The organism is Microbacterium sp. MDV22-iso44, from assembly GCF_058629135.1.
In genome coordinates this window covers 126320-151010 of record NZ_JBZVWS010000004.1, presented here as the reverse complement: position 1 = coordinate 151010, position 24691 = coordinate 126320, and the positions used below count along the sequence as shown (strand labels likewise).

Here is a 24691-nt window from a genome sequence, read left to right as displayed (position 1 = left end):
TTGCATTCCGCGACGACGTGATCGTCGAGCTCTCCACAATAACCATCAGGGCCGGAGCGGCAGGAGCCCGTCGAGGTTGGCGCGCACGCCCGACGCGCGGACGGAGCCGGCCGTGACGGCGTCGGCCCAGGCGGTCTGGCCGGTGGCGAGCGCGATCCAGGTCGCGGCATCCGTCTCGATCACGTTCGGAGGGGTACCGCGCGTGTGGCGCGGTCCCTCGACCACCTGCACGGCGCCGAAGGGAGGGACGCGCACTTCGACCGAGTTGCCGGGCGCCTTCTCGACGAGCAGCTGCAGCAGATAGCGGACGGCGGTGGCGAGGTCGGTGCGCGCCGCCCCGCCGGCGGCGACGGCGGCGAGCGCGTCGCGCCCGTCTCCGGTGGTGATGGTGCGGGCCATGGATGTCACCGTAACGCGCGGGCGGCGCTCGGTAGTCTGGCGGGGTGAAGATCCTGGTCCTCGGCTCGGGCGCGCGCGAGCACGCCATCATCCTCGCTCTGGTCGCCGAAGGCGCCGGGCACGAGATCTTCGCGGCCCCCGGCAACGCCGGCATCGCCGCCGACGCGACTCTCGTCGGGAACCTCGACCAGAACGACCCCGCCGCCGTCACCGCCTTCGCCAACGAGGAGCACATCGACCTCGTCGTGATCGGCCCGGAAGCGCCCCTCGTGGCGGGCGTCGCCGATGCGCTGCGCGAGCGCGGCATCCCCGTCTTCGGACCCGGCAAGGCTGCCGCGCAGATGGAGGGGTCGAAGGCGTTCGCGAAGCGGATCATGGATGCCGCCGGTGTCCCGACCGGACGCGCGGCGCGCGCGCAGACCCGCGACGAGGTCGCCGCCGCGATCGACGAGTACGGCGCCCCCTACGTCGTGAAGGCCGACGGACTCGCTGCCGGCAAGGGCGTCATCGTCACGTCCGACCGCGAGGCGGCCCTCGCCCACGCCGACACGTACCTGCCGAGCGGCCCCGTGCTCGTCGAGGAGTTCCTCGCCGGTCCCGAGGTTTCGCTCTTCTTCCTGAGCGACGGCGACACGGTCCGCGCGCTCAGTCCCGCGCAGGACTTCAAGCGCGCGCTCGACGGCGATGAGGGCCCCAACACGGGCGGCATGGGTGCGTACTCGCCCCTCCCCTGGCTGGCCGACCGCTTCGGCAGCGAAGAGGCGTTCGTCGCGCAGGTCACCGCCGAGGTCGCCGAACCCGTCATCCGTCAGCTGGATGCCGAGGGCACCCCGTTCATCGGACTGCTCTACGCCGGGCTCATCCTGACCGACGCCGGCGTGAAGGTCATCGAGTTCAACGCGCGCTTCGGCGACCCCGAGACCCAGGTCGTCCTCCCCCGGCTGACGACCCCGCTGTCGCGGCTGCTGCTCGCCGCCGCGAGCGGCACGCTCGAGTCGGAGCCCGCTCCCGAGTTCTCAGCCGAGGCAGCCGTCACCGTCGTGCTGGCCAGCGAGGGATACCCCGAGCAGCCGATCACGGGTCGCCCCCTCACGGGAACGGATGCCGCGGCATCCGTCGACGGCGTTCACATCGCCCACGCGGCGACGAAGAGCGCCGACGGCGGACTCGTCGCGACCGGCGGCCGCGTCCTGAACGTCGTGGCCGTCGGCACGGACCTCGCCGATGCGCGCGGCCGGGCGTACGCCGCCCTCGAGCAGATCTCGCTCGAGGGGGCGCACTACCGCCGCGACATCGCGCTCAGCGCCTCGAACTAGGCGAACCTCAGCGCTTCGCGAGGTGCGCCGGGCGGCGCAGGAACAGCACCAGCACGACGCCCACCGCGATGACGGCGGCCGGCAGCAGCATGGCCTGACCCATGGCGGTCGAGAATCCCTCGGCGACGGCGGGCGGCATCCCGCCACCGCCTCCGAAGTCGCCGCCGGCGGCGTCTCCGGCACCGGGCAGGTTCGCCTCGAGGCGCGCCTGCATGACGGCGGCGATCGCGGCGGAGCCGATGACCGAACCGATCGTGCGCGTCGTGTTGTAGATGCCCGAACCGGCGCCCGCCTGCTTCGGCGGGAGGTTGCGGGTCGCGGTCGTCGCCAGCGGACCCCACATGCCGGCGTTCGCGACGCCGATGACGGCCGAGGGGATGAGCAGCAGCAGGACGGGCGCCTCGGTGTTCATGAGGAGCACGTACCCGATGAGCCCGATCACCATGAGCGACAGCCCGGGAACGAGCAGCACGCGCGGGTCGACGCGATCGAGGATGCGACCCGCGAAGGGTGCGAGCACACCCGACAGCACCGCCATCGGGATGAGCAGCAGCGCCGACTCGGTCGGGGTGAGACCGCGGGCGAGCTGCGTGAAGAACGCCATCGGCAGCGCCATGCTCGTGACGGTGAAACCGACGGCGGCGATCGCGAGGTTCGAGATCGCGAAGTTCCGGTCGCGGAACAGCTCGAGCGGCACGAGGGGTTCGCTCTTGGTGCGCGCCTGCGTCCACACGAAGACCGCGAGCACGGCGACACCGGCGACGATCATGACCCAGACCCATGCGGCCCACTCGTAGTGCTGACCCTCCTGCAGTCCGAAGACGATGAGGAACAGGGCGACCGCGCTCAGGACCACGCCGAGGACGTCGAAGCGGTGCGGATGCGTCTCGAGCTGCGGGACGAGCCGCACGGCGAGGACGAAGGCGATGATGCCGACCGGGATGTTGACGAAGAAGATCCATTCCCAGCCGAAGCCGTCGACGAGCAGCCCGCCCGCGAGCGGTCCGACGAGGGTGGCGACACCGGCGGTCGCACCCCAGAGGCCCATGGCCGCTCCGCGCCGCTCGGCGGGGAAGGTGCGGGTGATGACGGCCATCGTCTGCGGCGTCATGAGCGCGGCGCCGAGGCCCTGCGCGGCGCGCGCGAGGATCAGCATCTCGAGCGAACCCGACAGTCCGCACGCGAGCGAGGCGAGCGTGAAGATCGCGAGCCCGATGAGGTAGATGTTCTTCGGCCCGAACCGATCGCCGAGGCGTCCGGTGACCAGCAGCGGCACGGCGTACGTCAGGAGGTAGGCGGACGTGACCCACACGACGTTGTCGAGGTTGCTCGTCGACGGGTCGAGGGCCGCCTTGATGGCGGGGTTCGCGACCGAGACGATCGTGGTGTCGACGAGGATCATGAAGAACCCGAGGACGAGCGCCCAGAGGGCGGGCCACGGATTCGATGGGGCGGGGGGTGCGCCCGGCGTGCGGACGGTGGTCGTGCTCTCGCTCATGTGCGTGCGGATTCTCTCTGTGCCAGATAGCGGTCGGTGACGGGGATGTCGACGACACCCCAGACGGTGTCGGGACGACGGATGAACTCGACCGCTTCGTCGAGCCAGGCGATGTCGGCGGCGAGCAGGGCGGCCTGCCGGTGGACTTCGATGAGGAACTGGGGATGGGATCCGTGCGCGATCGCGGTCTCGCGGGCACTCCGGTGAGCATCCAGGGATGCCGCGAGTCCCTCCCGCCGCTCGTCGAGCAGCGCGATCACCTCGTCCCGGCCGAGGTTGTGCGCCTCGGTGAGGGCGATGCGGAACCGCTCGGGGTCGTCGATCGAGACCAGCTCGCGACGGATCCAGACGAGGAGCGCGGTGTCACCGGCATCCGTCAACGTGTACGTCGTGCGTTCGGGCCGGTTGCCGGCACGGTCGCTGCCGACCTCGGCGATGTGCCCCTGCCGCTCGAGGCGGGCGACCGTGTGGTAGATCGTGCCGTGGGTCAGGGCGATCATGCGATCGGCTCGGCGCTCGCGCAGGAGGCGCACCATCTCGTAGGTGTGCATGTCGTCCTCGTGCAGCAGCGCGAGGAGCATGATCGCGGTGGGGGTGAGCCGCGAGACGGCATCCGTCATGGGGCTCCCTCCGAGCGATTAGTCCATGTGGACTATACGCCTGTTCGGGACCACGCTGCAGTCGTCAGTCGGCCACGTGCAGGATGGCCCAGGCCCGATCCACGCCGTCGGTGATCGCCGTGATCTGGATGCCGACCATCCGATCGACGGTGATGCCCGTCAGACGCCCCGGGGCACCGCACCCCTGCGTGATGTTGACTGGCCCCCTGATCGTCACGGGCGGCTCGTCCTCGCCGGCCGCAGGACTCAGCGAGAGGGTGATGGTCGCGTCACGCGGGATGCAGTCGAACTCCAGGGTGTACTCCTGGTCGCGCACCGCGCTGGCCGACACGTTCAGGGAGGTCACGGGCTCGACGCCGACCGCGTCACCGGTGAAGACGAGTCGGCTCGCCTCGAGCGGATCCTCGACAGGGATGTCGTACGGCGGGTCCGCCGGCTCCTCGGACTCCGGCGATGCAGACGGGGACGGAGTCGAGGACGGCGACGGCGCGGACGACACCGGCATGGACGGACTCGGCGAGGGCGCCGCGTCGTCCACCCCCGTCGTGGAGATGCAGCCGCTCAGACCGAGCGACAGCGTGAGAGCGGTCAAGGCGAGGAGCGGGCGGCGCATGACGACAGGGTACGCACGGGCACGCGCCGCCCGCGATAATGGCCGGGTGACGGATGCCGCGACTGCCCTGCCCGGATGGACCCACGTGTACTCGGGCAAGGTCCGGGACCTCTACCGCCCCGCCGACGGCTCGGACGGACGGATGCTGGTGGTCGCCAGTGACCGCGTCAGCGCGTTCGACCAGGTGCTCGACCCCGGCATCCCGGGTAAGGGCGAGCTCCTCACGCGCTTGAGCCTGTGGTGGTTCGCGCAGCTCGCGGGCGGTGACGGCGGCCGGCCGATCCCGAATCACCTGATCGAGGGCGTCGAGTCGCCCGCCGAGGTCGCCGGCCGCGCCATGGTGGTCCGCGAACTCGACATGCAGCCGATCGAGTGCGTCGTCCGCGGTTACCTCACCGGGTCGGGGTGGGCCGAGTATCAGGCCGACGGCACCGTCTGCGGCATCCCGCTCCCGGCGGGCCTGCACAACGGGGATCGCCTGCCCGAGCCGATCTACACCCCCGCGTACAAGGCACCGCTCGGCGAGCACGACGAGAACATCTCGTTCGAGCGCAGCGTCGAGCTCGTCGGCGAGACCCGCGCGGCCGCGCTGCGCGACGCGTCGCTCGAGGTCTACCGCCGCGCCGCCGCCCTCGCCGAGGCGAAGGGACTGATCCTCGCCGACACGAAGTTCGAGTTCGGGTACGACGCCGACGGCGTCCTCACCCTCGCCGACGAGGTCCTCACGAGCGACTCGTCGCGGTACTGGGATGCCGAGACCTGGCGCACCGGCTCGACGCCGGCCGAACGCATGGCGAGCTTCGACAAGCAGATCGTCCGCGACTGGCTCGCGGCGAACTGGAACAAAGAGGGAACGCCTCCTGCCGTGCCGGCCGACGTCGTCGAGCAGACCGCGGCCAAGTATCGCGAACTCCTGGAACGCCTCACGTCCTGACAGCGTCGCTCCCGCACGTACAGCCTGCTCCCAGGTAGCCTGACCCCAGGCATCCCCCACCATCTGAGGAGCACGCGCATGCCCATCTGGACCCTTCACGGCGACGGACGCCGCGTCGCCCCCGGAGCCGTCGTCACCCCGAGCGAGCGTCTCGGCTGGGGCAGCACGATCGCGATCGGCGCACAGCACGTCGTAGCCATGTTCGGCGCGACGTTCCTGGTGCCGCTGCTGACCGGTTTCCCCGTCAGCACGACGCTGCTGTTCTCGGGACTCGGCACGCTCCTGTTCCTGCTCCTCACGCGCAACAAGCTGCCCAGCTACCTCGGCTCGTCGTTCGCGTTCATCGCGCCGATCACCGCCTTCGGCCCGGGCCAGGGCAAGCCGCTCGACAGCCCGGAGCAGATCGGCCAGGCGCTCGTCGGCGTGTTCGTCGCCGGCATCCTGCTCGCCGGCATCGGCTTCCTCGTGCAGGCGACCGGAACGCGGTGGCTCGAGAAGCTCATGCCCCCCGTCGTGTCGGGCGCGATCGTCGCCCTGATCGGTCTCAACCTCGCGCCGGCCGCGTGGAACAACTTCAAGACCGACGCCGTGCTCGCGACCATCACCCTGGTCGCGTGCATCCTGTTCGCGGTGCTGTTCCGCGGCATCCTCGGACGCGTCTCGATCTTCCTCGGCGTCGTCGTCGGCTACTTCGCCGCGCTGATCATGGGCCGCGTCGACTTCTCGGGCGTCACCACCCTGATCGACCAGGGGCAGTGGATCGGCCTTCCGACCTTCCACCTGCCCTCCTTCGGCGATCCGGTCGCGTGGGGCCTCCTGCCGATGTTCCTGCCCGTCGTGCTCGTCCTCGTGGCCGAGAACGTCGGCCACGTGCGCGGTGTGGCGACTATGACCGGCGACCCCACGGTCAACAAGCGGACCGGCCGCGCCCTTCTCGCCGACGGCCTTGCGACGACCCTCGCCGGTGCGTTCGGCGGCTCGGGCACGACCACCTACGGCGAGAACATCGGCGTCATGGCCGCGACCCGCATCTACTCGACGGCGGCGTACTGGGTGGCCGGCATCATCGCCGTGCTGCTGTCGTTCTCGCCCGTCGTCGGTGCTGTGCTCTTCACGATCCCGAGCGGCGTGATCGGTGGCGTCACGACGGCGCTCTACGGCCTCATCGGCGTCATCGGCATCAAGATCTGGGTCGACAACCAGGTCGACTTCTCGCGCCCCGTGAACCAGTACACGGTCGCCGTCGCCTTCGTGATCGCGATCGCGAACTTCACGATGGATCTCGGTCAGCTGCAGTTCGGCGGCATCGTGCTCGGTACCGTGGCAGCGCTCGTGATCTATCACGCCGGCAATGCCATCGCCCGGGCCCGCAAGACCGGAGCGGATGACGGCGGTCCCATCGTCCCGATCGGACAGCTCGGCGGCGACCCGGACTGACGGGAACAACGCCGGGCGAGGCCGCGTTGCATATTCACATGAATACGTCCGCGCTCGACCGGCTCGCCCCCGCCACCTCGATGGGCGCGGTCACCTTGCTCTTCGGCGACCTCGACGGGACGACGCGGTACTACCGCGACGTCGTCACGCTCGCGGTGCTCGACGCGGCGGGCGACACCGTCACGCTGGGCCGCGCCGGGCGCCCGATCGTCGTCCTCCGTCACGAGCCGTCGCTCCGCCACGCACCCGCCGGCGCCGCGGGCCTGTTCCACACCGCGATCCTCTTCGAATCGCAGACGGCGCTGGCCGCCGCGCTGTTCTCGCTGGCGCAGCACGCTCCGCAGTCGTTCACCGGTAGCGCCGACCACCTCGTGAGCCAGGCGTTCTACGCCACCGACCCCGAGGGCAACGGCATCGAGCTCTACTGGGACCGCGAACGCACCGCCTGGTCGTGGACCCACGGCCAGGTCGAGATGGACACCCTCTACCTCGACCCCAACGTGTTCCTCCGTGAACATCTGACGGATGCCGCGGCCCAGGGCGCGAGCGCCGATGATGCGGCATCCGTCGGTCACGTCCACCTCTCGGTCGGTGACGTGCGGACCGCGCGAGAGTTCTACGTCGACGCGCTCGGCTTCGACGTGACGGCCGAGCTCGGCGGCTCAGCGCTCTTCGTGAGCGCGGGCGGCTACCACCATCACATGGCGATGAACGTCTGGAACTCCCGCGGTGCCGGGCCGCGGATGCCCGCCCTCGGTCTCGGCCGGGTCGACCTGGCCCTTCCTGATCAGGACAGCCTCGGTGAGCTCGGCGAGCGCTTGAGTCACCACGGCGTGCAGATCGCCGACGACGGACGCACGGTGTCGTTCACCGACCCGTGGCGCAACGTCCTCCACGCCGCCGTCCGGTAAACCGACGCACCAGCCCGCGCGAGCGGCGCAGGAACCCTCAGGCGGACTCGCGCACCACGAGCTGCGTCTCGAGCAGCGTCTCGCGCGGCGGGAGACCGCCCGCCAACAAGGTCAGCAGGACGTCCGCCATGACCTCGCCCTGCTGGAGCGACGGCTGCCGGACCGTCGTCAGGGTCGGTGAGACCGACGTGGCGACCGGCGAATCGTCGTACCCGACGATCGCAACGTCCTCAGGGACGCGGAGTCCCGCACGAGCGAGCTCGACGAGGATCCCCCGCGCCATGAGGTCGCTCGCCGCGAAGAGGCCGTCGAACGCCGCACCGGAGTCGAGGATCCGCCGGACGGCCGCAGCCCCCGCCGCGGCGGTGAAGTCGCCGTCCTCGACCGCGACGGGCGCGAGGCCCGCGGCATCCAGCGCTTCGAGGAAGCCCGTCAGACGGTCGATGCCGCCGGGCATCGTCGTGGGGCCGGTGATCGTCGCGAGGCGGGTGCGGCCTTGGTCGAGCAGGTGCTGCGTCGCGAGCCGGCCGCCCTCGACATTGTCGACGTCGACGTAGTAGTCCCGCTCACGCTCACGCACGGGTCGGCCGCCGTAGACGACGGGCACGGCCGCGGCGATCCGGTCGATGAAGGCGTCGCTCGTGTGGTGCGAGACGATGATCGCGCCGTCGACGGCGCCGCTGCGGAGGTACTCCGTCGCCTTGTCGTTCGGATCATCGCTCGCGATGATCAGGTTGAGGACGTAGTCCGACTTCGAGACGCGCTTGTTGATGCCCGTCACGATGGCCGCGAAGAACGGGTCTCCGAAGAACCGGGTCGTGTCCTCGGGGACGACGAGGGCGATCGCCATCGTCGCGCGGCTCGCCAGCGACCGCGCCGCGCGGTTGGGCACGTAGTTGAGCTCGTCGATCGCACGGCGGACGGCCTCGAGCGCGGCGGGGCTGACGGCCGTCGACCCGTTGACGACGCGCGAGACGGTGGACCGGGAGACCCCCGCTGCCGCGGCGACTTCTTCGATCGTCACCGGAGAGTGAAGGGTATCGGGCACGGCCACCTCGGAGAGTGCTGTCATTCGATCGCTCGGGCAGCGATGACCCGACGATACTCCAGCGCACTGTCCTTGAACGTCCGCTCCTGCGTGGCGTAGTCGACCCGGATCAGCCCGAACCTCTTGTCGTACCCCCACGCCCACTCGAAGTTGTCCATGAGCGACCAGTAGAAGTAGCCGCGCACGTCGACGCCGGCATCGGCGGCGTCGAGGATCGCCGCGAGGTGGCCGCGCAGGAACTCCACGCGGTCCGCGTCGTGCACCCGGACCTCGCCGCCCTCGACGACCCTCTCGTCGTCGTAGGCAGCACCGTTCTCGGTCACGAACAGGGCGGTACCGGCATCCTTCGCGTACTCGTCCCACACCCGCTCGAGCAGCACCGTGAGCCCGGCGGGCTGCACCTCCCAGTGCATCGCCGTGCGAGGCAGTCCGCGCTCGTACCAGTGGATGCCGTCGCCCGCCGGCCACGGCGAACCCACCACGCGGTCGGTCGGCGCATCGCCCGGCAACGGCGGGTCGGCCGGGGCGGTGCCGCCGACGAACTCGCCGTGGTAGTAGTTGACGCCCAGCACGTCGAGTGGCCGCGAGATCGTCTCGAGGTCGCCGTGATGGACGGATGCCTCGAACCGCGCGACGGCCTCGGGATCGACGGCGCGGATGTCCTCGACGATGTCGGCCGGGTAGCTCCCGCGGAAGATCGGATCGAGGAACCAACGGTTGAACTGGCCGTCGATCCGGCGTGCGGCGTCGACGTCCTCGGCCTTCGCCGGATCGGCCGCCTCGGCGACCGTGAGGTTCAGCGTGATGCCGAGGTTCAGCGCGGGATCGCGGCGGCGCAGCTCGTCGACCACGAGACCGTGTCCGCGCAGCAGGTGGTGGGATGCCAGCATCCCGTCACCGATGCTGAACCGGCCGGGGGCGTGGATCCCTCCCGTGTAGCTGAGGAACGACGAGCACCACGGCTCGTTGAGGGTCGTCCAATCGGTGACCCGGTCCCCCAGGGCGTCGTGCACCGAGAGCGCGTACTCCGCGAACCGCTCGCTCGTCTCGCGCGCCGTCCACCCGCCCTGCTCCTCGAGAGCCTGCGGCAGATCCCAGTGGTAGAGAGTGAGCCAGGGACGGATGCCCGCGCCCATGAGCTCGTCGACGAGACGCTCGTAGAAGTCGATGCCCTTCGGGTTGACCGGGCCGCCGTCGGGACGCACGCGCGACCATGACGTCGAGAACCGATACGTGTCGAGGCCGAGCTCCTTCATGAGGGCGACGTCGCCCCGGTAGCGGTGGTAGTGATCGCAGGCGACGTCGCCGTTGTCGGCGCCGATGACCGCGCCCGGGACACGGCTGAACGCGTCCCAGATCGACGCGGTACGACCGTCTTCGAAGGCGGCTCCTTCGATCTGGTACGCGGCGGTCGCCGCTCCGAAGAGGAAGTCGGTCGGGAAGGGACGCGGGATTCGAGCGGGCACGGGGGCAGAGTACTCCTGCGAAAGCACGTTCACGGGATGACCCTCAGCCCTTGACCGCGCCGGCCATGATGCCGCTGACGAGCTGCTTGCCGGCGAAGACGAACAGCAGGATCAGCGGCACGGTGGCCAGCAGGACACCGGCGAGGACGATCGAGTAGTCGACGAAGTAGTTCGCCTGCAGGAGCGACAGCGCGACCGGGAGGGTCGGGCTCTGCCGGTCGAGCACGATGAACGGCCAGAAGAACTGGTTCCACGCACCGACGAAGGTGAAGAGGAAGAGCATGGCCGCAGCGGGCCGCGCCGCGGTGACACCGACCGTCCAGAAGGTGCGGATCTGACTCGCGCCGTCGACACGGGCCGCCTCGATGAGCTCATCGGGCACCGTCTGGCCGATGTACTGGGTCATCCAGAACACGCCGAAGGCGCTTGTGAGGGCCGGGATGATGATCGCGCCGATGGTGCCGGTCCAGCCGAGGTCGGCGAACAGGATGTACAACGGCACGACGCCCAGCTGCATCGGAACGGCCATGGTGGCCACGACGAAGGCGAGCAGGAACTTGCTGCCGCGGAAGCGCAGCTTCGCGAACGCCCAGCCTGCGAGCGTCGAGAAGACGACGACGGATGCCGCGATCAGCGTCGAGCTGAAGACCGAGTTCCACAGGGCCAGCCAGAAGTTGACGGCCGGGTCGTTCATGACCGAGAGGGCATTCGTCACGAAGTTCGCGCCGGGGATCCACGACATGTTCGGGTCGTTGATCGTGAACTGGTCGCCCGAGCCGATGAGGAACGACCAGTAGTAGGGGAAGATCGCCGACACGGCGACGACGCCGAGCCCGACGTAGACCCAGAAGCCGGCACGGACGCCGCGGATGCGGGTGGTGCGCTCCCCGCGCCGACGGCGGGCGGCGTTCGGGATGTTCTCTTCGACGATGGCCAGGGGCGGCTCGCTGACGGTGGTCATCGTGCGGTGTCCTTCCGTGCGCGGCGGGGCGTTCTCACGCCACGGCCGCCCTCGTCGCGGACGAGGCGGCGGGTGATGAGGAGGTTCGCGAGACCGATCACCACGATGATGATGAAGAGGATCCACGCAAGTGCGGCGGCGCGGCCGAAATTGAACTCGCCCCAGCCGATGTTGTAGAGGTACAGCGTGATCGTCAGCCACTGCTGGGCGGGTCCGCCCTCGCCGGTGTTGTCGAACATGCGCGGCTCGTCGAAGATCTGCAGACCGCCGATCGTCGAGGTGATGATCACGAAGATGAGGGTCGGGCGGAGCGAGGGCAGCGTGATGCTGACGAACTGGCGGAACGCGCCGGCGCCGTCGACCGTGGCCGCCTCGTAGTACTCGCGCGGCACCGCCTGCATGGCCGCCAGCAGGATGAGGGCGTTGTAGCCGGTCCAGCGGAAGTTGACCATGGTGGCGATCGCGACGTGGCTCCAGAACGGGTCCTTGTGCCAGGCGATCGGATCGAGCCCGATGGTGCTCAGCGCGTTGTTCACGAGGCCGTGGACGTCGCCGAACATGTTGCTGAAGATCAGGGCGACGGCGACGGGGGCCATGACGAACGGGAGGAGCACGCTCATCCGCCAGAACGTCTTGGCGCGGATGTTGCGGTCGAGCATCGCGGCGATGAACACCGCGAGCAGCAACTGGGGGACGGTCGAGAGCAGGAAGATGCTGAAGGTGTTGCGGAGGGCGACCCAGAACTTCGGGTCGTTCAGGATCCAGGCGTACTGATCGAACCCGACGAAGGTGCCGGAGTTGCGGATCAGGTCCCACTCCTGGAACGAGATCACGGCGGTGAACCCGATCGGGAACAGGCCCACGATCGCGAACAGGATGAAGAACGGCGAGATGTAGAGGTAGGGCGAGACCTTCACGTCCCACCGGCTCAGCCGCTGGCGGAACGAGAGCACACGGATCGGACGACCCCCGGCGGCCGGGCGGTCCTCCACGGGGGTCTGTGGTCGGATGTCGGTGGTGGTCACGTGGCGTCTCCGTCGTGGTCGAGCGGTGGGGGGATGCCGGCCGCCGCAAGCGCGGCCGGCATCCCGGTCAGGGACGGATCAGAAGGCCTCGACCTCGGCGACCCAGGTCTTCCACGCGGCATCCTCGGACTCCGACTTGTCGAAGACGCGGTTCACGGCGTTCTGCAGCGCGTCGTGGTACTTGAAGTAGTTCGCGCTCTTGAACGGGAGGACCGTGACGGCCTCGGCGCGGTCGGCGCCGATCTCGCCGGTCTTCGCACCGTTGTAGTAATCGTTCACGTACCCCTGCAGGTCCGCGTTCTCGTACGCGTCGACCTGGCTCGGGAAGGCTCCGACGTTCACGAACGCCTCGACCTGCTGCTCCGGTGCGGACAGCCACGCGGCGAGCTTCTGCGCTTCCTTGACGTGCTTTCCGTTGGCCGGGATGGTCAGGTACGAACCACCCCAGTTGCCGCCGCCGTTCGGGAACGTGTTGGCGATCTTCCAGTTCTTCTGGTCGGGTGCGTAGCCCGAGATGATGCCCTGCATCCAGCCGGGGCACAGCACGGTCGCGAAGTCGTCGCCCTGGAAGGACGCGATCCAGTCGTCGCCCCACTGAGCGGAGTACGCGGAGTTGGGGACGGCGCGCTCGATGACGCTCTTGTAGGCGTCGGCGATCTCGGGGTTCGAGGTGGCGATGACGGAGCCGTCGGGCTTGTCGTAGGTGTACTCGATCTGGTTGACGATGCCCTGCAGGACCGAGTTCGCCGAGTCGATCATCGACTTGCCCGATGCTTCGCGGTACTTGTCGGCGACGTCGAAGTAGTTGTTCCAGTCGCCGTCGAACAGCGCCTCGACCTCGGCCGGCTCGGACGGGAGGCCGGCTGCCTCGAAGAGGTCGGAGCGGTAGCAGATCGCCTGCGGACCGATGTCGGTTCCGTAGCCGATGAGGTTGCCCTCGGGGTCCGTCGCCGCCTTCTCCTTCCAGTCGAGCCAACGACCCTTGAGGTCGTCGGGGACGGGAGCGAGCAGGTCGGAGTACTGCATGGCCTCGCTGAGCCAGTCGACCTCGACGGCCTCGATGTCGGCGAGCCCGCCCTTGCCGAGCTTCTGGAAGAAGTTCTTACGGGCGTCGCCGGACTCGGCCGCCTTGTTGTGGACGATCGTGACGCCCGGGTTGGCGTCCTCGTACTTCTGGAGGAACTCGTCGGTGTAGCCGAAGTTGTTGAAGGTCGCGATGGTCAGCGTGACCTTCTCGCCTTCGGCTCCGGTGCCGCCCTGGTCGCCGCCGCCGGCGCAGCCGGCGAGGACGAGAGCGGAAGTGGTGGCGACGCCGGCGATCAGACCGACGCGGCGCAGGGCGCGTGCGTTCACAGAACACTCCTTTGTGGTGTGGCGAGAGCGAGGTGCAGGGTCATCCCCATGGGAGCGCTCTCATCGAGTGGGTCCGACGCTATGGGATCGCTCCCACGGCTGTCAAGGGAGCGCTCCCACCATCGCCATCACGGTTTGGTCACAGCACACGACGCACGCGGACGGTGCGCTGCGTCCGCGGGCTCTAGACTGGTCGCGCACCCCTGCCCGCGACATCCCGGAGCTTTCTGATGCCCACCATCGTCGTCGACGTCATGCCCAAGGCCGAGCTTCTGGACCCGCAGGGGAAGGCCGTCTCCGGGGCGCTGCAGCGACTCGGCCACGCCGGATTCGGCGACGTCCGCATCGGCAAGCGGTTCGAGCTCACCGTCGAGACGGCCGACGAGCAGACCCTCGCCGCGGTCCGCACGATCGCCGAGGAGATCCTCTCGAACTCCGTGATCGAGGACGTCGTGGGCATCGAGGTCGTCGAGTGACCGTCCGCGTCGGGGTCATCACCTTCCCCGGCTCGCTGGACGACGGCGACGCGCGTCGCGCCGTCCGCCTCGCCGGCGCCGAGCCCGTCGCCCTCTGGCACGGCTCGCACGACCTCGAGGGCGTCGACGCCCTCGTCCTGCCCGGCGGCTTCAGCTACGGCGACTACCTGCGCGCCGGGGCGATCGCAGCGCTCGCGCCGATCATGTCCGAGGTGAAGGATGCCGCGGCCAAGGGCATGCCGATCCTCGGCATCTGCAACGGCTTCCAGATGCTCGTCGAGGCCCACCTCCTGCCGGGCGGCCTGATCCGCAACGCGCACCAGCAGTTCATCCGCCGCGACCAGCGCCTGGTGGTCGAGAACGCAGACACCGCCTGGACGAACGAATTCCGCCGCGGCCAGGAGATCGTCATCCCGCTCAAGAACGCCGACGGCGGCTACATCGCCTCCGACGAGACGCTCGCCCGCATCCAGGGCGAGAACCTCGTCGCGTTCCGGTATGCGGGCGTCAACCCGAACGGGTCGATGGACGACATCGCGGGACTCACGAACGAACGCGGCAACGTCGTCGGACTCATGCCGCACCCGGAGCACGCGATCGAGCCGGGCTTCGGCCCCGACACCGCCGCGGCGATGCGCTCCGGCGTGGACGGATTGCGCTTCTTCACCGCGGCCGTCTCGGCCGTGGTGCACTCCGCGGCCTGACCCGGCTCAGCCGCCGAGCCTGCGGGCGAGGTGCGGGCCCGTGCGGCTGTCGGGCGCTGCCGCGACGGCTTCGGGCGTCCCCTGCGCGACGATGCGACCTCCGGCATCCCCGCCAGACGGACCGAGGTCGATGACCCAGTCGGCCGCCGCGACGACGTCCATCTCGTGCTCGACCACGACGACGGTGTCGCCCGAATCGACGAGGGCGTGCAGCTGCGCGAGCAGCAGCCGGACGTCGGAGGGGTGCAGACCGGTCGTCGGCTCGTCGAGCAGGTACAGCGTGTGGCCGCGCCGCGCGCGCTGCAGCTCCGTCGCGAGCTTGATCCGCTGCGCCTCGCCGCCCGAGAGCTCGGTCGCCGGCTGGCCGAGGCGCAGGTAGCCGAGGCCGACGTCCTGCAGGGTCCGGAGACTCCGGGATGCCGCGGGCACCGCCGCGAGGAACGGTGCCGCCTCGTCGACCGTCATCCCGAGCACGTCGGCGATGTTCTTGCCGTCGTACGTCACCTCGAGGGTCTCGGGGTTGTAGCGCGCGCCGTGGCACGTCGGGCACCGGCCGTAGCTGCCGGGCAAAAAGAGGAGCTCGACCGAGACGTACCCCTCGCCGAGGCACGTCTCGCAGCGGCCGCCCGCGACGTTGAACGAGAACCGGCCGGGCGCGTAACCGCGTTCGCGTGCGAGGTCGGTCGCGGCGAACACGGTGCGGACGGCGTCGAACAGGCCCGTGTACGTCGCGAGGTTCGACCGCGGGGTCCGACCGATCGGCTTCTGGTCGACCCGCACGAGGCGGTCGACGCCGTCAAGCCCGGTGGCCGAGCCGACGCGCAGGGTGTCGGTCGACGACGACGGGAGCGTCGCCTCGGCGATGCGTTCGGACGGGTCATCGGCGTCGAGCGCTGCGTCGTCGGCATCCGTCTCGTCGACGTCGCCGCGCACGTGCCGCTCGACCACCTGGCGGAGCACCCGGCTCACCAGCGTCGACTTGCCCGAGCCCGAGACACCGGTCACCGCGGTGAACACGCCGAGGGGGACCTCCACGTCGAGGCCGTCGAGGTTGTGCAGCGAGACGCCCTGGAGCGAGAGGATGCCGGTGGCCTCCCGGCGCTCGCGGCGCACGGCTGCGCTCTCGTCGGGGAACAGGAACGGGCGCGTCGCCGAGTCGGCGACGGCGGCCAGGCCCGCGACCTCGCCGGAGTAGAGGACGGCGCCGCCCGCCTCACCCGCGCCGGGACCGACGTCGACGATCCAGTCGGCGCGACGGACGACGTCCATGTTGTGCTCGACGACGAAGACCGAGTTGCCCGAGGCGCGGAGCTGCTCGAGCACGTCGAGGAGCGGAGCCGCGTCGTCGGGGTGGAGCCCCGCCGAAGGCTCATCGAGGACGTAGACGACGCCGAACAGTCCCGACCTGAGCTGGGTCGCCAGGCGCAGCCGCTGCATCTCGCCGGGCGAGAGGGTCGTCGTCACCCGGCCGAGTCCGAGGTAGCCGAGACCCAGGTCGAGGAGCACCTCGATGCGGGCGACGAGGTCGGTCGTGATGGCCACGGCGACGTCGGTGCGCTCACCGGATGCGGTGGTCGGGAGGGCGGGTGCGGCATCCCGGATCCGCGTCGTCGGACGCAGGACCTCGGCGAGTTCGCGGATCGGCAGGGCGTTCAGCTCGGCGATCGAGTGCCCCGCGAACGTGACGGCGAGCGCCTCGCGGCGCAAACCCGTGCCGCCGCAGAGCGGGCAGACGCCGGTGCGGACGAATCCGAGCACGCGGCTGCGCATCGACGCGCTCTGCGAGTCGGCGAGGGTGTGGAAGACGAACTTCTTCGCGCTCCAGAACGTGCCGTTGTAGGGCTTCGCGACGCGGTCGCGCTGCGGCGTGATCTGCACGACGGGCTGCTCGTCGGTGAACAGGAGCCAGTCGCGGTCGGCCTGGTCGAGCTCGCGCCACGGGCGATCGACGTCGTAGCCGAGGGCGATCGTGATGTCGCGGAGGTTCTTGGCCTGCCACGCCCCCGGCCAGGCGGCGATCGCGCCGTCGCGGATGCTCAGCGACGGGTCGGGCACGAGGGTGTCCTCGGTCACGGTATGCGCGACGCCGACACCGTGGCACTCGGGGCAGGCGCCGGCGGCCGTGTTCGGCGAGAACGCGTCGGAGTCGAGGCGCGTCGTGAAACCGGCAGGGAAGGTGCCCGCGCGGGAGAACAGCATGCGCAGCGAGTTCGACAGGGTCGTGACGGTCCCCACGCTGGAGCGCGAACTCGGCGCGCCCCGCCGCTGCTGGAGGGCGACGGCCGGCGGGAGCCCCGTGATCGACTCCACGTGCGGGTCGTGACCCTGCTGGATCAGCCGCCGCGCGTACGGCGCGACCGACTCGAGGTACCGGCGCTGCGCCTCGGTGAAGATGGTGCCGAACGCGAGCGAGGACTTGCCCGAGCCCGAGACGCCCGTGAAGGCGACGATCGCGTCGCGGGGGACGTCGACGTCGACGTGTCGCAGGTTGTTCTCGTTCGCCCCGCGCACGCGGACGAAGGCATCGGCGTCGCCGCGGGGGTTTTCAGGCATCGAACCAGCCTAGGTGTCCTGACCGCGACGCGGGCCGAGGCCCCGGGCCGGGCGATAGCCTCGAACGCATGGCTTCGATCAGCGTCAGCGTCCCCACCGCCCGCCTCGCCGAGGACCTCTCCGACATCGAGGGGGCCGATGTGTTCGTCTGGAAGATGGATGCCCCCTCCCCCCGCCCGCGCATCGACGTCGTCGTCCCGCCGTACATGTCGAAGGGCAGCCCGCTCCCCCTGTTGGAGGGCGTCGAGGTCGGACTCGTGCAGGGGCAGGCGATCGGGTACGAGGGCATCGAGGACCGGCTGCCCGCCGGCTCGGTCTTCGCGAACGCGGCGACCGTGCACGAGGCGGCCACCGCCGAGCTCGCCGTCGCTCTCACGCTGACGGCGCAGCGCGGCATCGACCGGTTCGTCCGCGCCCAGGCGACGGGCGACTGGGCCCCCTTCCAGGCCACCGGACTCGCCGACCGGCGCGTCATGCTGCTCGGATACGGTGGCGTCGGCAAGGCGATCGCGGCGCGCCTCGCCCCCTTCGAGGTCGAACTGGTGCCGGTCGCCTCGAGCGCGCGCGACGAGGACCGTATCCGTGTGCACAGCGTCGACGAGCTACCGGAGCTGCTTCCGGACGTCGACATCGTCGTGGCCTCGCTCCCCGGCGGCGACCGGACGCGGCACGTCATCGACGACGCGTTCCTGGCCGCCCTGCCCGACGGCGCCCTCGTCGTGAACGTGGGACGCGGGTCGCTGATCGACACGGACGCCCTCGTCGCCCACGTCCGCGGCCGCGGCATCCGTGCGGCCCTCGACGTCACCGACCCCGAGCCGCTGCCCGCGGATCACCCGCTCTGGACGCTCGACGGCGTCGTCATCGCGCCGCACGTCGGGGGCGCGACCGACGCGATGCACCCGCGGATCGTACGGTTGCTGCGTCGGCAGATCGGGCACCTGCTCGCGGGCGAGGAGCCCGAGAACGTCGTGATCCGGACCTGATCAGACGGTGAACACGCTGTGCACGGGACCGCAGACGGAGCGGCCCTCGAGCGCAGTGAGCTCCATCAGCACGGACGTACCGGCAAGGCTGTAGCCGAGCTGCTCGAGCAGCTGCTGTCCGGCGCGGAGCGTGCCGCCGGTGGCGAGGACGTCGTCGACGAGCAGGACGCGGGCGCCCGAGGAGAGGTCGTCCGTCATCTCGATCGTCGCGCTGCCGTACTCGAGGTCGTAGCTCACCGAGCCGGCGGGGCGCGGCAGCTTGCCCGCCTTGCGGATCGGGGCGAGACCCGTGCCCGAGGCGATCGCGATCGCGCCCGCCAGCAGGAAGCCGCGCGCCTCGACGCCGGCGACCACGTCGAACGAGCCGACGAACGGCTCGGCCATGGCCATCGCGATGGTGCGCAGCGCGGCCGGGTCGGCCAGCAGCGGCGAGATGTCGCGGAAGAGGATGCCGGGTTCGGGGAAGTCGGGGATCGTCGCGATGAGCGATTCGGCTCGGGCGAGTGCGTCGGGATTCACTGGGTCGAGAGTACTCGCCCTGCCTGATGCACCGTGCGCAAGCGCTTGCGCTAGGCTGGCGCGCATGACTTCGACCCCCTCCCCGACCGCCACGTCGACGCTGGCACCGATCGGCGAGAGCCGCCCCGGCGCCGAGTGGTGGCGCACCGCCGTGATCTACCAGATCTACCCCCGCTCCTTCGCGGACGCCTCGGGCGACGGCATCGGCGACCTGCCCGGCATCACGTCGCACCTCGACGACCTCGCTTCGCTCGGCGTCGACGCCGTGTGGCTGAGCCCCTTCTTCACCTCGCCGCAGAAGGATGCCGGCTACGACGTCGCCGACTACCGCGACGTCGACCCGCTCTTCGGCACCCTCGGCGACTTCGACGACATGCTCGAGGCGGCGCACGCCCGCGGCATCCGGGTCATCATCGACCTCGTCCCGAACCACTCCTCCGACAAGCACGTCTGGTTCCAGCAGGCCCTCGCCGCCGCCCCCGGCAGCCCGGAGCGCGCCCGCTACATGTTCCGCGACGGCAAGGGCGAGAACGGCGAACTGCCGCCCAACAACTGGGAGTCCGTCTTCGGCGGTCCGGCCTGGACCCGCATCCCGGACGGCCAGTGGTACCTGCACCTGTTCGACAGCTCGCAGCCCGACTTCGACTGGAACAATCCCGAGGTGCGTGCCGCGTTCGAGAAGACGCTCCGCTTCTGGCTCGACCGCGGCGTCGACGGCTTCCGCGTCGACGTGGCGCACGGCCTCATCAAGGCCGACGGCCTGCCCGACTACACCCCCCCGGCCGAGGCCGACTCGATGGGCGGCGCCGAGCCGGTGCCGTACTGGGGTCAGGAGGGCGTCCACCAGGTGTGGCGCGAGTGGCACCGCGTGCTCGACGAGTACGAGGGCGACCGTGCGCTCTGCGCCGAGGCGTGGCTCCCGACCGTCGACGAGACCGCCAAGTGGGTCCGCTCCGACGAGATGCACCAGGCCTTCAACTTCCCCTATGCGATGAGCGAATGGGATGCCGCGCAGCTGCGCGAGATCATCAGCGAGTCCCTGCGCGCCTTCCCCGCCGTCGGGGCCCCGGCGACCTGGGTGCTCTCGAACCACGACGTCATCCGCCACGCGACCCGACTCGCGATGCCCGGCCACCCGCAGGGCCACGGCGTCGGGCCGAACACGCCCGGCAAGCCCGACCCGGCCGCAGGCCTGCGCCGCGCCCGCGCGGCTACGGCGCTCATGCTCGCCCTTCCCGGCTCGTCGTACCTGTATCAGGGCGAGGAGCTGGGCCTTCCCGAGGCGATGGAGCTGCCCGACGACGTCCGCGAGGACCCGACCTGGTTCCGCACGAACGGCGAGCGCTACGGGCGTGACGGATGCCGCGTCCCGCTGCCCTGGACCGCCGATCAGGGCGCGTTCGGCTTCAGCCCGACCGGCGAGAGCTGGCTGCCCCAGCCGGCCGAGTGGACCGCTCTGGCCCGCGACGTGCAGGAGGACCAGCCGGACTCGACGCTGTGGCTGTACCGCACGCTCCTCGCGACCCGTCGCGCCCACGAGCTGGGTGCGGGATCACTCGAGTGGCTGGACGGCTACGGTGACGACGTCATCGCGTTCCGCAACGGCGACGTCACCGTCGTCGCCAACGTCGGCACGACCCCGGTCGCGCTCCCCAAGGGCACGCTGCTGGTCGAGAGCGACGCGTTCGCGGGTCGCGAGCTGCCGGCCGACACCACGGTGTGGATCGCCGCGGACTGACGTGACCGGCATCGACGACGTCGCCCGCGCCGCAGGCGTGTCGGCGGCGACCGTCTCCCGTGCGCTGAGCGGGCGCGGGCGCATCTCGGATGCGACCCGCGCCCGTGTCCGCGCCGCCGCGGCCGACCTCGGCTACGTGGTGTCGGCCGCGGCATCCGCTCTCGCGACGGGCCGCGCCTCGAACGTCGGTGTCGTCGTGCCGCTGCTCGACCGGTGGTTCTTCGCCAACGTCCTCGACGGCATCGCGAGTCGCCTGGCGCCCGAGGGCTACGACATGACGCTGTACAGCATGAGCGACGACCGCGCGCAGCGCGACGGCGTGCTCGACACGTCGCTGCGCCGCGGCCGGGTCGACGGGCTCATCGTCCTGTCCGTCACCCTCGCCGATGACGAGGTCGACCGGATGCTGGCGCTCGAGCTGCCCGTGGTCGGTCTCAGCGCGACGACCTCGCGGTTCCCCGCCCTGCGCGTCGACGAGCTCGCCGTCGCCCGCGCCGCGACCGAGCACCTGCTGGGCCTCGGCCACCGGCGCATCGCCCACATCGGTGCGGGGTACGCGGGCGATCCGGGCCTCGACATCCCGTCGCTGCGCCGTCACGGGTTCGCATCGGCGATGGCGGATGCCGGCATCCCCGACGCCCCCTTCGCCGCCGCGGACTTCACGATCGAGGGCGGCCACCGCGCGGCGCTCACCCTGCTGGAGCGCGACGATCCGCCGACGGCGATCTTCGCGGCATCCGACGAGATCGCCTTCGGCGCCCTCTTCGCCGCGCGCGACCGGGGCCTCGACGTGCCGGGGGACCTGTCGGTCGTCGGCGTCGACGGGCATGAGATGGGCGACTTCTTCGGTCTGACGACGGTCGCGCAGTTCCCGCACGAGCAGGGTGAGCGCGCAGCGGATGCCGTCCTCGCGGCCATCGACGGCCGCGACGAGATCGGCGATCTGGCCTTCCGGCTGGTCGAGCGCACCTCGACGAGCGCTCCCCGTGGAGGACTCGCTGAGGTAGCAGGCCGTCCCTCGCCGTAGGCTCGAAGGTATGCCCCTCGATCTCGAAGCGATCTACACCGATCTGCACCGGCACCCGGAACTCTCGTTCCAGGAGACCCGCACGGCCGGCGTCATCACGCGCGAGCTCGCAGCGCTCGGCCTCGACTACGAGGAGGGCGTCGGCCGCACCGGCGTCGTCACCGTGATCCGCAGCGGCGACGGCCCCGTCGTCTGGCTGCGCGCCGACATGGACGGCCTCCCCGTCCCCGAGCAGACCGGGCTCCCCTACGCGAGCACGGCCCGAGGCGTCGACCCCGCCGGGCAGGACGTCCCGGTCATGCACGCGTGCGGCCACGACATGCACGTGACGGCGATGCTGGGCGCGCTCGAGAAGCTGCAGGCGACCCGCGGCGAGTGGTCCGGCACGGTCGTCGCCGTCTTCCAGCCCGCCGAGGAGTACGGCGCCGGCGCGCAGGCGATGATCGCCGACGGCGTGCTCGACCGGTACCCGAAGCCCGACATCGTGCTCGGACAGCACCTCACCCCGTTGCCCGCCGGCTCGATCGGTGTGCGCCCGGGCACGCAGATGGCGGCATCCGACGGCATCACCGTCACCCTCCACGGCCGCGGCGGACACGGCTCGCGCCCGCATTCGACGATCGACCCGATCGTCATGGCGGCGGCGACCGTCATGCGCCTGCAGACCGTCGTCTCGCGCGAGGTCGACCCCCGCGAGATGGCCGTCGTCACCGTCGGCTCGATCCACGCCGGCCTGAAGAACAACATCATCCCGGCCGAAGCGACCCTCGAGCTGAGCCTGCGCTACCCGGACGACGCGGCGCGGGCCGACATCCTCGCCCGCGTCGAGCGCGTCGTCCGCGCCGAGGCCGCGGCATCCGGTGCCGAGCAGGAGCCGACGATCACGACCCTCCACACCCTGCCGCCGACCATCAACGACGCGGACGCGACGGCCCGGCTGACGGCGGCGATGGACCGCGCGTTCGGCGAGGGGACGGTCGTCGACCCCGGCATGTTCACCGGCAGCGAGGACGTCTCGTGGTTCGCCCGCGAGGCCGGCGCCCCGCTCGTCTACTGGTTCTGGGGCGGTGTCGACCCGCAGCAGTACGCGGATGCCGCCGCTGCCGGCACGATCTCGCGCGACATCCCGACGAACCACTCCCCGTTCTTCGCCCCCGTTCTCCACCCGACCATCGAGCGCGGCGTCGACGCCCTGGCCGTCGCCGCGCGGGAGTTCCTCACATGAGCAACGACGACTGGCTGCCCTTCGCCCCCCTCGACCCGCAGGAGCACCGCGAGCCCGAGCGCCGCGAGAACCCCAACCGGGTTCCGATGATCCTCGGCGCCGTCGCCGGCGTCCTGCTCGTCGCCGTCATCGTCGTCGTCAGCGTGTATCTCGTGCGCGCGACCGAGCCGACCACGGCGGCGCCCGCTCCGGCGCAGAGCTCGCAGTCCGCACCGCAGCCGGCACCCTCGACACCGCAGGACCCGCAGCCGTCGGAGACGCCCGCGCCGGAGCCTCCGGCCGCGGCATCCACCATCGCCCTGAACGGCTCGGGTTTCACGGTGAAGACCGCGGACGGTACGTTCACCCACACGTGGGCGGACGACTCCGGCCCGGCGATCGCCGCGTTGACCAAGGCCTTCGGCACGGCGCCCAAGGAGGACTTCGTCAACGGCGACGCAGAGAACTGGGCCTACGACATCTACGTGTGGCCCGGCTTCCGCTTGTACGACGTGTTCCTCGGCGACGGCGGCCGCTCGCGCAGCGAGGTCCCCGCACCGACCTGGGTGACCGTGACCTCGGGGCTGCCGCAGTCCGTCCAGGTGACGAACGAGTTCGGCGTCGCTGTGGGCGACACCCTCGACCAGGCGCGGAGCAAGGGTCCGTTCGACGAGTTCGCGCTCACCAACGGCCACGTGCGCCTCACCTTCGGCGAGGGCCGCGGCACGTTCTACAGCAACGGCAAGCGCGAGTTCAGCGCCTTCGTCGAGTCGGACGACGCGACGCAGAAGGTCGCTTCGATCACGTACACGTTCCGCGCCCGGGGTCAGTGAGCGACCGGCTCGCTCGCCCGCGCGTCGACGAGCTGACGGCCGCTGACAACGCCCGGTAGGCCACGCCCTGCGGGCGTCGCGAACAGCAGCACGAGCCACGTCACGACGAACGCGACGACGAGGATGCCGCCGACGGCCCCGAGCTCGCCGAGCAGGAGGTAGCCGCCGATCCCGCCCGTGAATCGGAGCAGGCGGCCTACCGGCTCGGGGAACCGCCCGCCGTCGTAGCGCAGCTCGACGCACAGATCGCCGACCGTGCGTCCCGTCGCGAGGGTCACGCCGAGCCAGACCACGATCGGCACCCATCCCGACGCGACGTCGGCGATGACCCCGTCCGACACGAGGTCCTCACGTCGGAGCGCGAACTGCAGGAACAACTGCACGACTGTGCCCGCGGCCCCGGCCAGGATGGCCGTACCCACCAGGTCGCAGACGGCGCCGAGGAGGCGACGTCCGCGCGTGACGGGGCGGGGAGCCCCGGCATCCGCTGCCTTCTCGACGCCGCGGAGCCGCGCCGGGACGATGAGCCCGAGCACCGACCCGATGAGGGCTCCGAGCGTGTTGGTCAGCAGGTCGCCGACGTCGAAGAGGCGGTAGCCGCACGGGAAGATCCCCCAGACGCCGGTCAGCTGGGTCGTCTCGATGAACAGCGACAGCACGAGCCCCGCCAGCACCCCGAGGACGATGCCGCGGCGCCCCACGACCCGGATGAGGAAGCCGAGGGGGACGAAGAGGAGGACGTTGAAGACGACCTGCAGCAGTCGGACGTCGGTGAGGGGCGACCCGTCGGCGAACGCCCCCACGACGTCGTCGACGGTCGGCGCGAGCGACAGGACGGCACCCGCGCACCGGTAATCGTCCGAGGCGGGGATCGGGAGGAGGGTGTAACTCCAGATCGCCAGGAAGTAGACGAGGGATGCCGCCCAGAACCCCAAACGGCCGACGCTGAGGCGGCCCCGGCGACGGTAGCTGAGGGCGACGACGGGCACGAAGAGGACCAGCCCCGCCACCGCGCCGAAGAGGATCGCGACGACCGCGGGGAAGACCTGTCCACTCATGGCGCGAGTCTA

General features: G+C 70.6%; 23 protein-coding genes. 11 read left to right on the top strand and 12 right to left on the bottom strand.

Annotation, left to right across the window (positions count from 1 at the left end; all coding sequences use genetic code 11):
- Positions 1-45 precede the first annotated feature (45 nt).
- On the bottom strand, positions 46-399 hold the full coding sequence (locus AC4NN1_RS13520; protein WP_018187915.1) for a sterol carrier family protein: 354 nt from the start codon (positions 397-399) through the stop codon (positions 46-48).
- Between the two features lie 44 nt (positions 400-443).
- Here AC4NN1_RS13520 and purD point away from each other — a divergent pair, with 44 nt between their 5' ends.
- Positions 444-1715, top strand: coding sequence for a phosphoribosylamine--glycine ligase (gene purD / locus AC4NN1_RS13515; protein WP_491955596.1), 1272 nt, complete (start codon positions 444-446; stop codon positions 1713-1715).
- A gap of 7 nt (positions 1716-1722) precedes the next feature.
- Here purD and AC4NN1_RS13510 read toward each other — a convergent pair whose 3' ends face one another.
- The 3 genes from AC4NN1_RS13510 to AC4NN1_RS13500 all read right to left on the bottom strand — a co-directional run bounded on the left by AC4NN1_RS13510 (position 1723) and on the right by AC4NN1_RS13500 (position 4446).
- Complete coding sequence (locus tag AC4NN1_RS13510) at positions 1723-3213, bottom strand: MFS transporter (protein WP_020097673.1); 1491 nt, start codon at positions 3211-3213, stop codon at positions 1723-1725.
- A complete protein-coding gene (locus AC4NN1_RS13505) occupies positions 3210-3833 on the bottom strand; it encodes a PadR family transcriptional regulator (RefSeq protein ID WP_491955595.1) in 624 nt (207 codons plus the stop codon). The genes AC4NN1_RS13510 and AC4NN1_RS13505 overlap by 4 nt, the downstream gene beginning before the upstream one ends.
- A 64-nt stretch (positions 3834-3897) precedes the next feature.
- Entirely contained in the window at positions 3898-4446 is a 549-nt protein-coding gene (locus tag AC4NN1_RS13500) for a hypothetical protein (protein ID WP_491955594.1), read from the bottom strand.
- Between AC4NN1_RS13500 and AC4NN1_RS13495 the strand changes: the two genes are divergently transcribed.
- The 3 genes from AC4NN1_RS13495 to AC4NN1_RS13485 all read left to right on the top strand — a co-directional run bounded on the left by AC4NN1_RS13495 (position 4445) and on the right by AC4NN1_RS13485 (position 7728).
- Positions 4445-5380 (top strand): phosphoribosylaminoimidazolesuccinocarboxamide synthase, encoded by a 936-nt coding sequence (locus AC4NN1_RS13495; protein ID WP_491955593.1) that lies wholly within the window; start codon positions 4445-4447, stop codon positions 5378-5380. The two genes, AC4NN1_RS13500 and AC4NN1_RS13495, sit on opposite strands and share 2 nt — an antisense overlap.
- A 78-nt stretch (positions 5381-5458) precedes the next feature.
- Complete coding sequence (locus AC4NN1_RS13490) at positions 5459-6817, top strand: uracil-xanthine permease family protein (RefSeq protein ID WP_491955592.1); 1359 nt, start codon at positions 5459-5461, stop codon at positions 6815-6817.
- Between the two features lie 38 nt (positions 6818-6855).
- Positions 6856-7728, top strand: coding sequence for a VOC family protein (locus AC4NN1_RS13485; RefSeq protein ID WP_491955591.1), 873 nt, complete (start codon positions 6856-6858; stop codon positions 7726-7728).
- 37 nt (positions 7729-7765) lie between these two features.
- On the opposite strand, the gene AC4NN1_RS13480 is transcribed toward AC4NN1_RS13485, so the two are convergent.
- The 5 genes from AC4NN1_RS13480 to AC4NN1_RS13460 form a co-directional block, all read right to left on the bottom strand.
- The gene (locus AC4NN1_RS13480; RefSeq protein WP_018187907.1) at positions 7766-8800 is read right to left on the bottom strand and encodes a LacI family DNA-binding transcriptional regulator; all 1035 of its coding nucleotides are present in this window, start codon (positions 8798-8800) and stop codon (positions 7766-7768) included.
- Positions 8797-10242, bottom strand: coding sequence for a GH1 family beta-glucosidase (locus AC4NN1_RS13475; protein ID WP_491955590.1), 1446 nt, complete (start codon positions 10240-10242; stop codon positions 8797-8799). The genes AC4NN1_RS13480 and AC4NN1_RS13475 overlap by 4 nt, the downstream gene beginning before the upstream one ends.
- Positions 10243-10285: 43 nt before the next feature.
- A complete protein-coding gene (locus tag AC4NN1_RS13470) occupies positions 10286-11203 on the bottom strand; it encodes a carbohydrate ABC transporter permease (protein WP_018187905.1) in 918 nt (305 codons plus the stop codon).
- Complete coding sequence (locus tag AC4NN1_RS13465) at positions 11200-12228, bottom strand: carbohydrate ABC transporter permease (protein WP_018187904.1); 1029 nt, start codon at positions 12226-12228, stop codon at positions 11200-11202. The genes AC4NN1_RS13470 and AC4NN1_RS13465 overlap by 4 nt, the downstream gene beginning before the upstream one ends.
- Positions 12229-12306: 78 nt before the next feature.
- Entirely contained in the window at positions 12307-13581 is a 1275-nt protein-coding gene (locus AC4NN1_RS13460) for an ABC transporter substrate-binding protein (RefSeq protein WP_491955589.1), read from the bottom strand.
- Positions 13582-13811: 230 nt separating this feature from the next.
- On the opposite strand from AC4NN1_RS13460, the gene purS reads away from it, so the two are divergent.
- Both purS and purQ read left to right on the top strand, forming a co-directional pair.
- Positions 13812-14057: a phosphoribosylformylglycinamidine synthase subunit PurS gene (gene purS, locus AC4NN1_RS13455; protein ID WP_020097666.1), complete on the top strand. Its 246-nt coding sequence runs from the start codon at positions 13812-13814 to the stop codon at positions 14055-14057.
- Positions 14054-14761, top strand: coding sequence for a phosphoribosylformylglycinamidine synthase subunit PurQ (gene purQ / locus AC4NN1_RS13450; RefSeq protein ID WP_116227857.1), 708 nt, complete (start codon positions 14054-14056; stop codon positions 14759-14761). The genes purS and purQ overlap by 4 nt, the downstream gene beginning before the upstream one ends.
- Before the next feature lie 6 nt (positions 14762-14767).
- On the opposite strand, the gene AC4NN1_RS13445 is transcribed toward purQ, so the two are convergent.
- Entirely contained in the window at positions 14768-17314 is a 2547-nt protein-coding gene (locus AC4NN1_RS13445; protein WP_491955588.1) for an excinuclease ABC subunit UvrA, read from the bottom strand.
- 68 nt (positions 17315-17382) lie between these two features.
- On the opposite strand from AC4NN1_RS13445, the gene AC4NN1_RS13440 reads away from it, so the two are divergent.
- On the top strand, positions 17383-18300 hold the full coding sequence (locus AC4NN1_RS13440; protein WP_491955587.1) for a 2-hydroxyacid dehydrogenase: 918 nt from the start codon (positions 17383-17385) through the stop codon (positions 18298-18300).
- Here AC4NN1_RS13440 and AC4NN1_RS13435 read toward each other — a convergent pair whose 3' ends face one another.
- The gene (locus AC4NN1_RS13435; protein WP_018187898.1) at positions 18301-18819 is read right to left on the bottom strand and encodes an adenine phosphoribosyltransferase; all 519 of its coding nucleotides are present in this window, start codon (positions 18817-18819) and stop codon (positions 18301-18303) included.
- A 64-nt stretch (positions 18820-18883) separates the two neighbouring features.
- Here AC4NN1_RS13435 and AC4NN1_RS13430 point away from each other — a divergent pair, with 64 nt between their 5' ends.
- From AC4NN1_RS13430 to AC4NN1_RS13415, 4 genes are read left to right on the top strand one after another with little or no spacing between them, the layout of a single operon-like run.
- Positions 18884-20557, top strand: a complete 1674-nt coding sequence (locus tag AC4NN1_RS13430) for a glycoside hydrolase family 13 protein (protein ID WP_491955586.1) — start codon at positions 18884-18886, stop codon at positions 20555-20557.
- A gap of 1 nt (position 20558) precedes the next feature.
- Positions 20559-21584: a LacI family DNA-binding transcriptional regulator gene (locus AC4NN1_RS13425; protein ID WP_491955585.1), complete on the top strand. Its 1026-nt coding sequence runs from the start codon at positions 20559-20561 to the stop codon at positions 21582-21584.
- 10 nt (positions 21585-21594) lie between these two features.
- Complete coding sequence (locus AC4NN1_RS13420; protein ID WP_491955584.1) at positions 21595-22809, top strand: amidohydrolase; 1215 nt, start codon at positions 21595-21597, stop codon at positions 22807-22809.
- Positions 22806-23621, top strand: a complete 816-nt coding sequence (locus AC4NN1_RS13415) for a hypothetical protein (RefSeq protein WP_018187894.1) — start codon at positions 22806-22808, stop codon at positions 23619-23621. Before AC4NN1_RS13420 ends, AC4NN1_RS13415 begins: the two co-directional genes overlap by 4 nt.
- Here AC4NN1_RS13415 and AC4NN1_RS13410 read toward each other — a convergent pair.
- Entirely contained in the window at positions 23615-24679 is a 1065-nt protein-coding gene (locus AC4NN1_RS13410; protein WP_491955583.1) for a VanZ family protein, read from the bottom strand. The genes AC4NN1_RS13415 and AC4NN1_RS13410 overlap by 7 nt on opposite strands.
- Between the last annotated feature and the right edge of the window lie 12 nt (positions 24680-24691).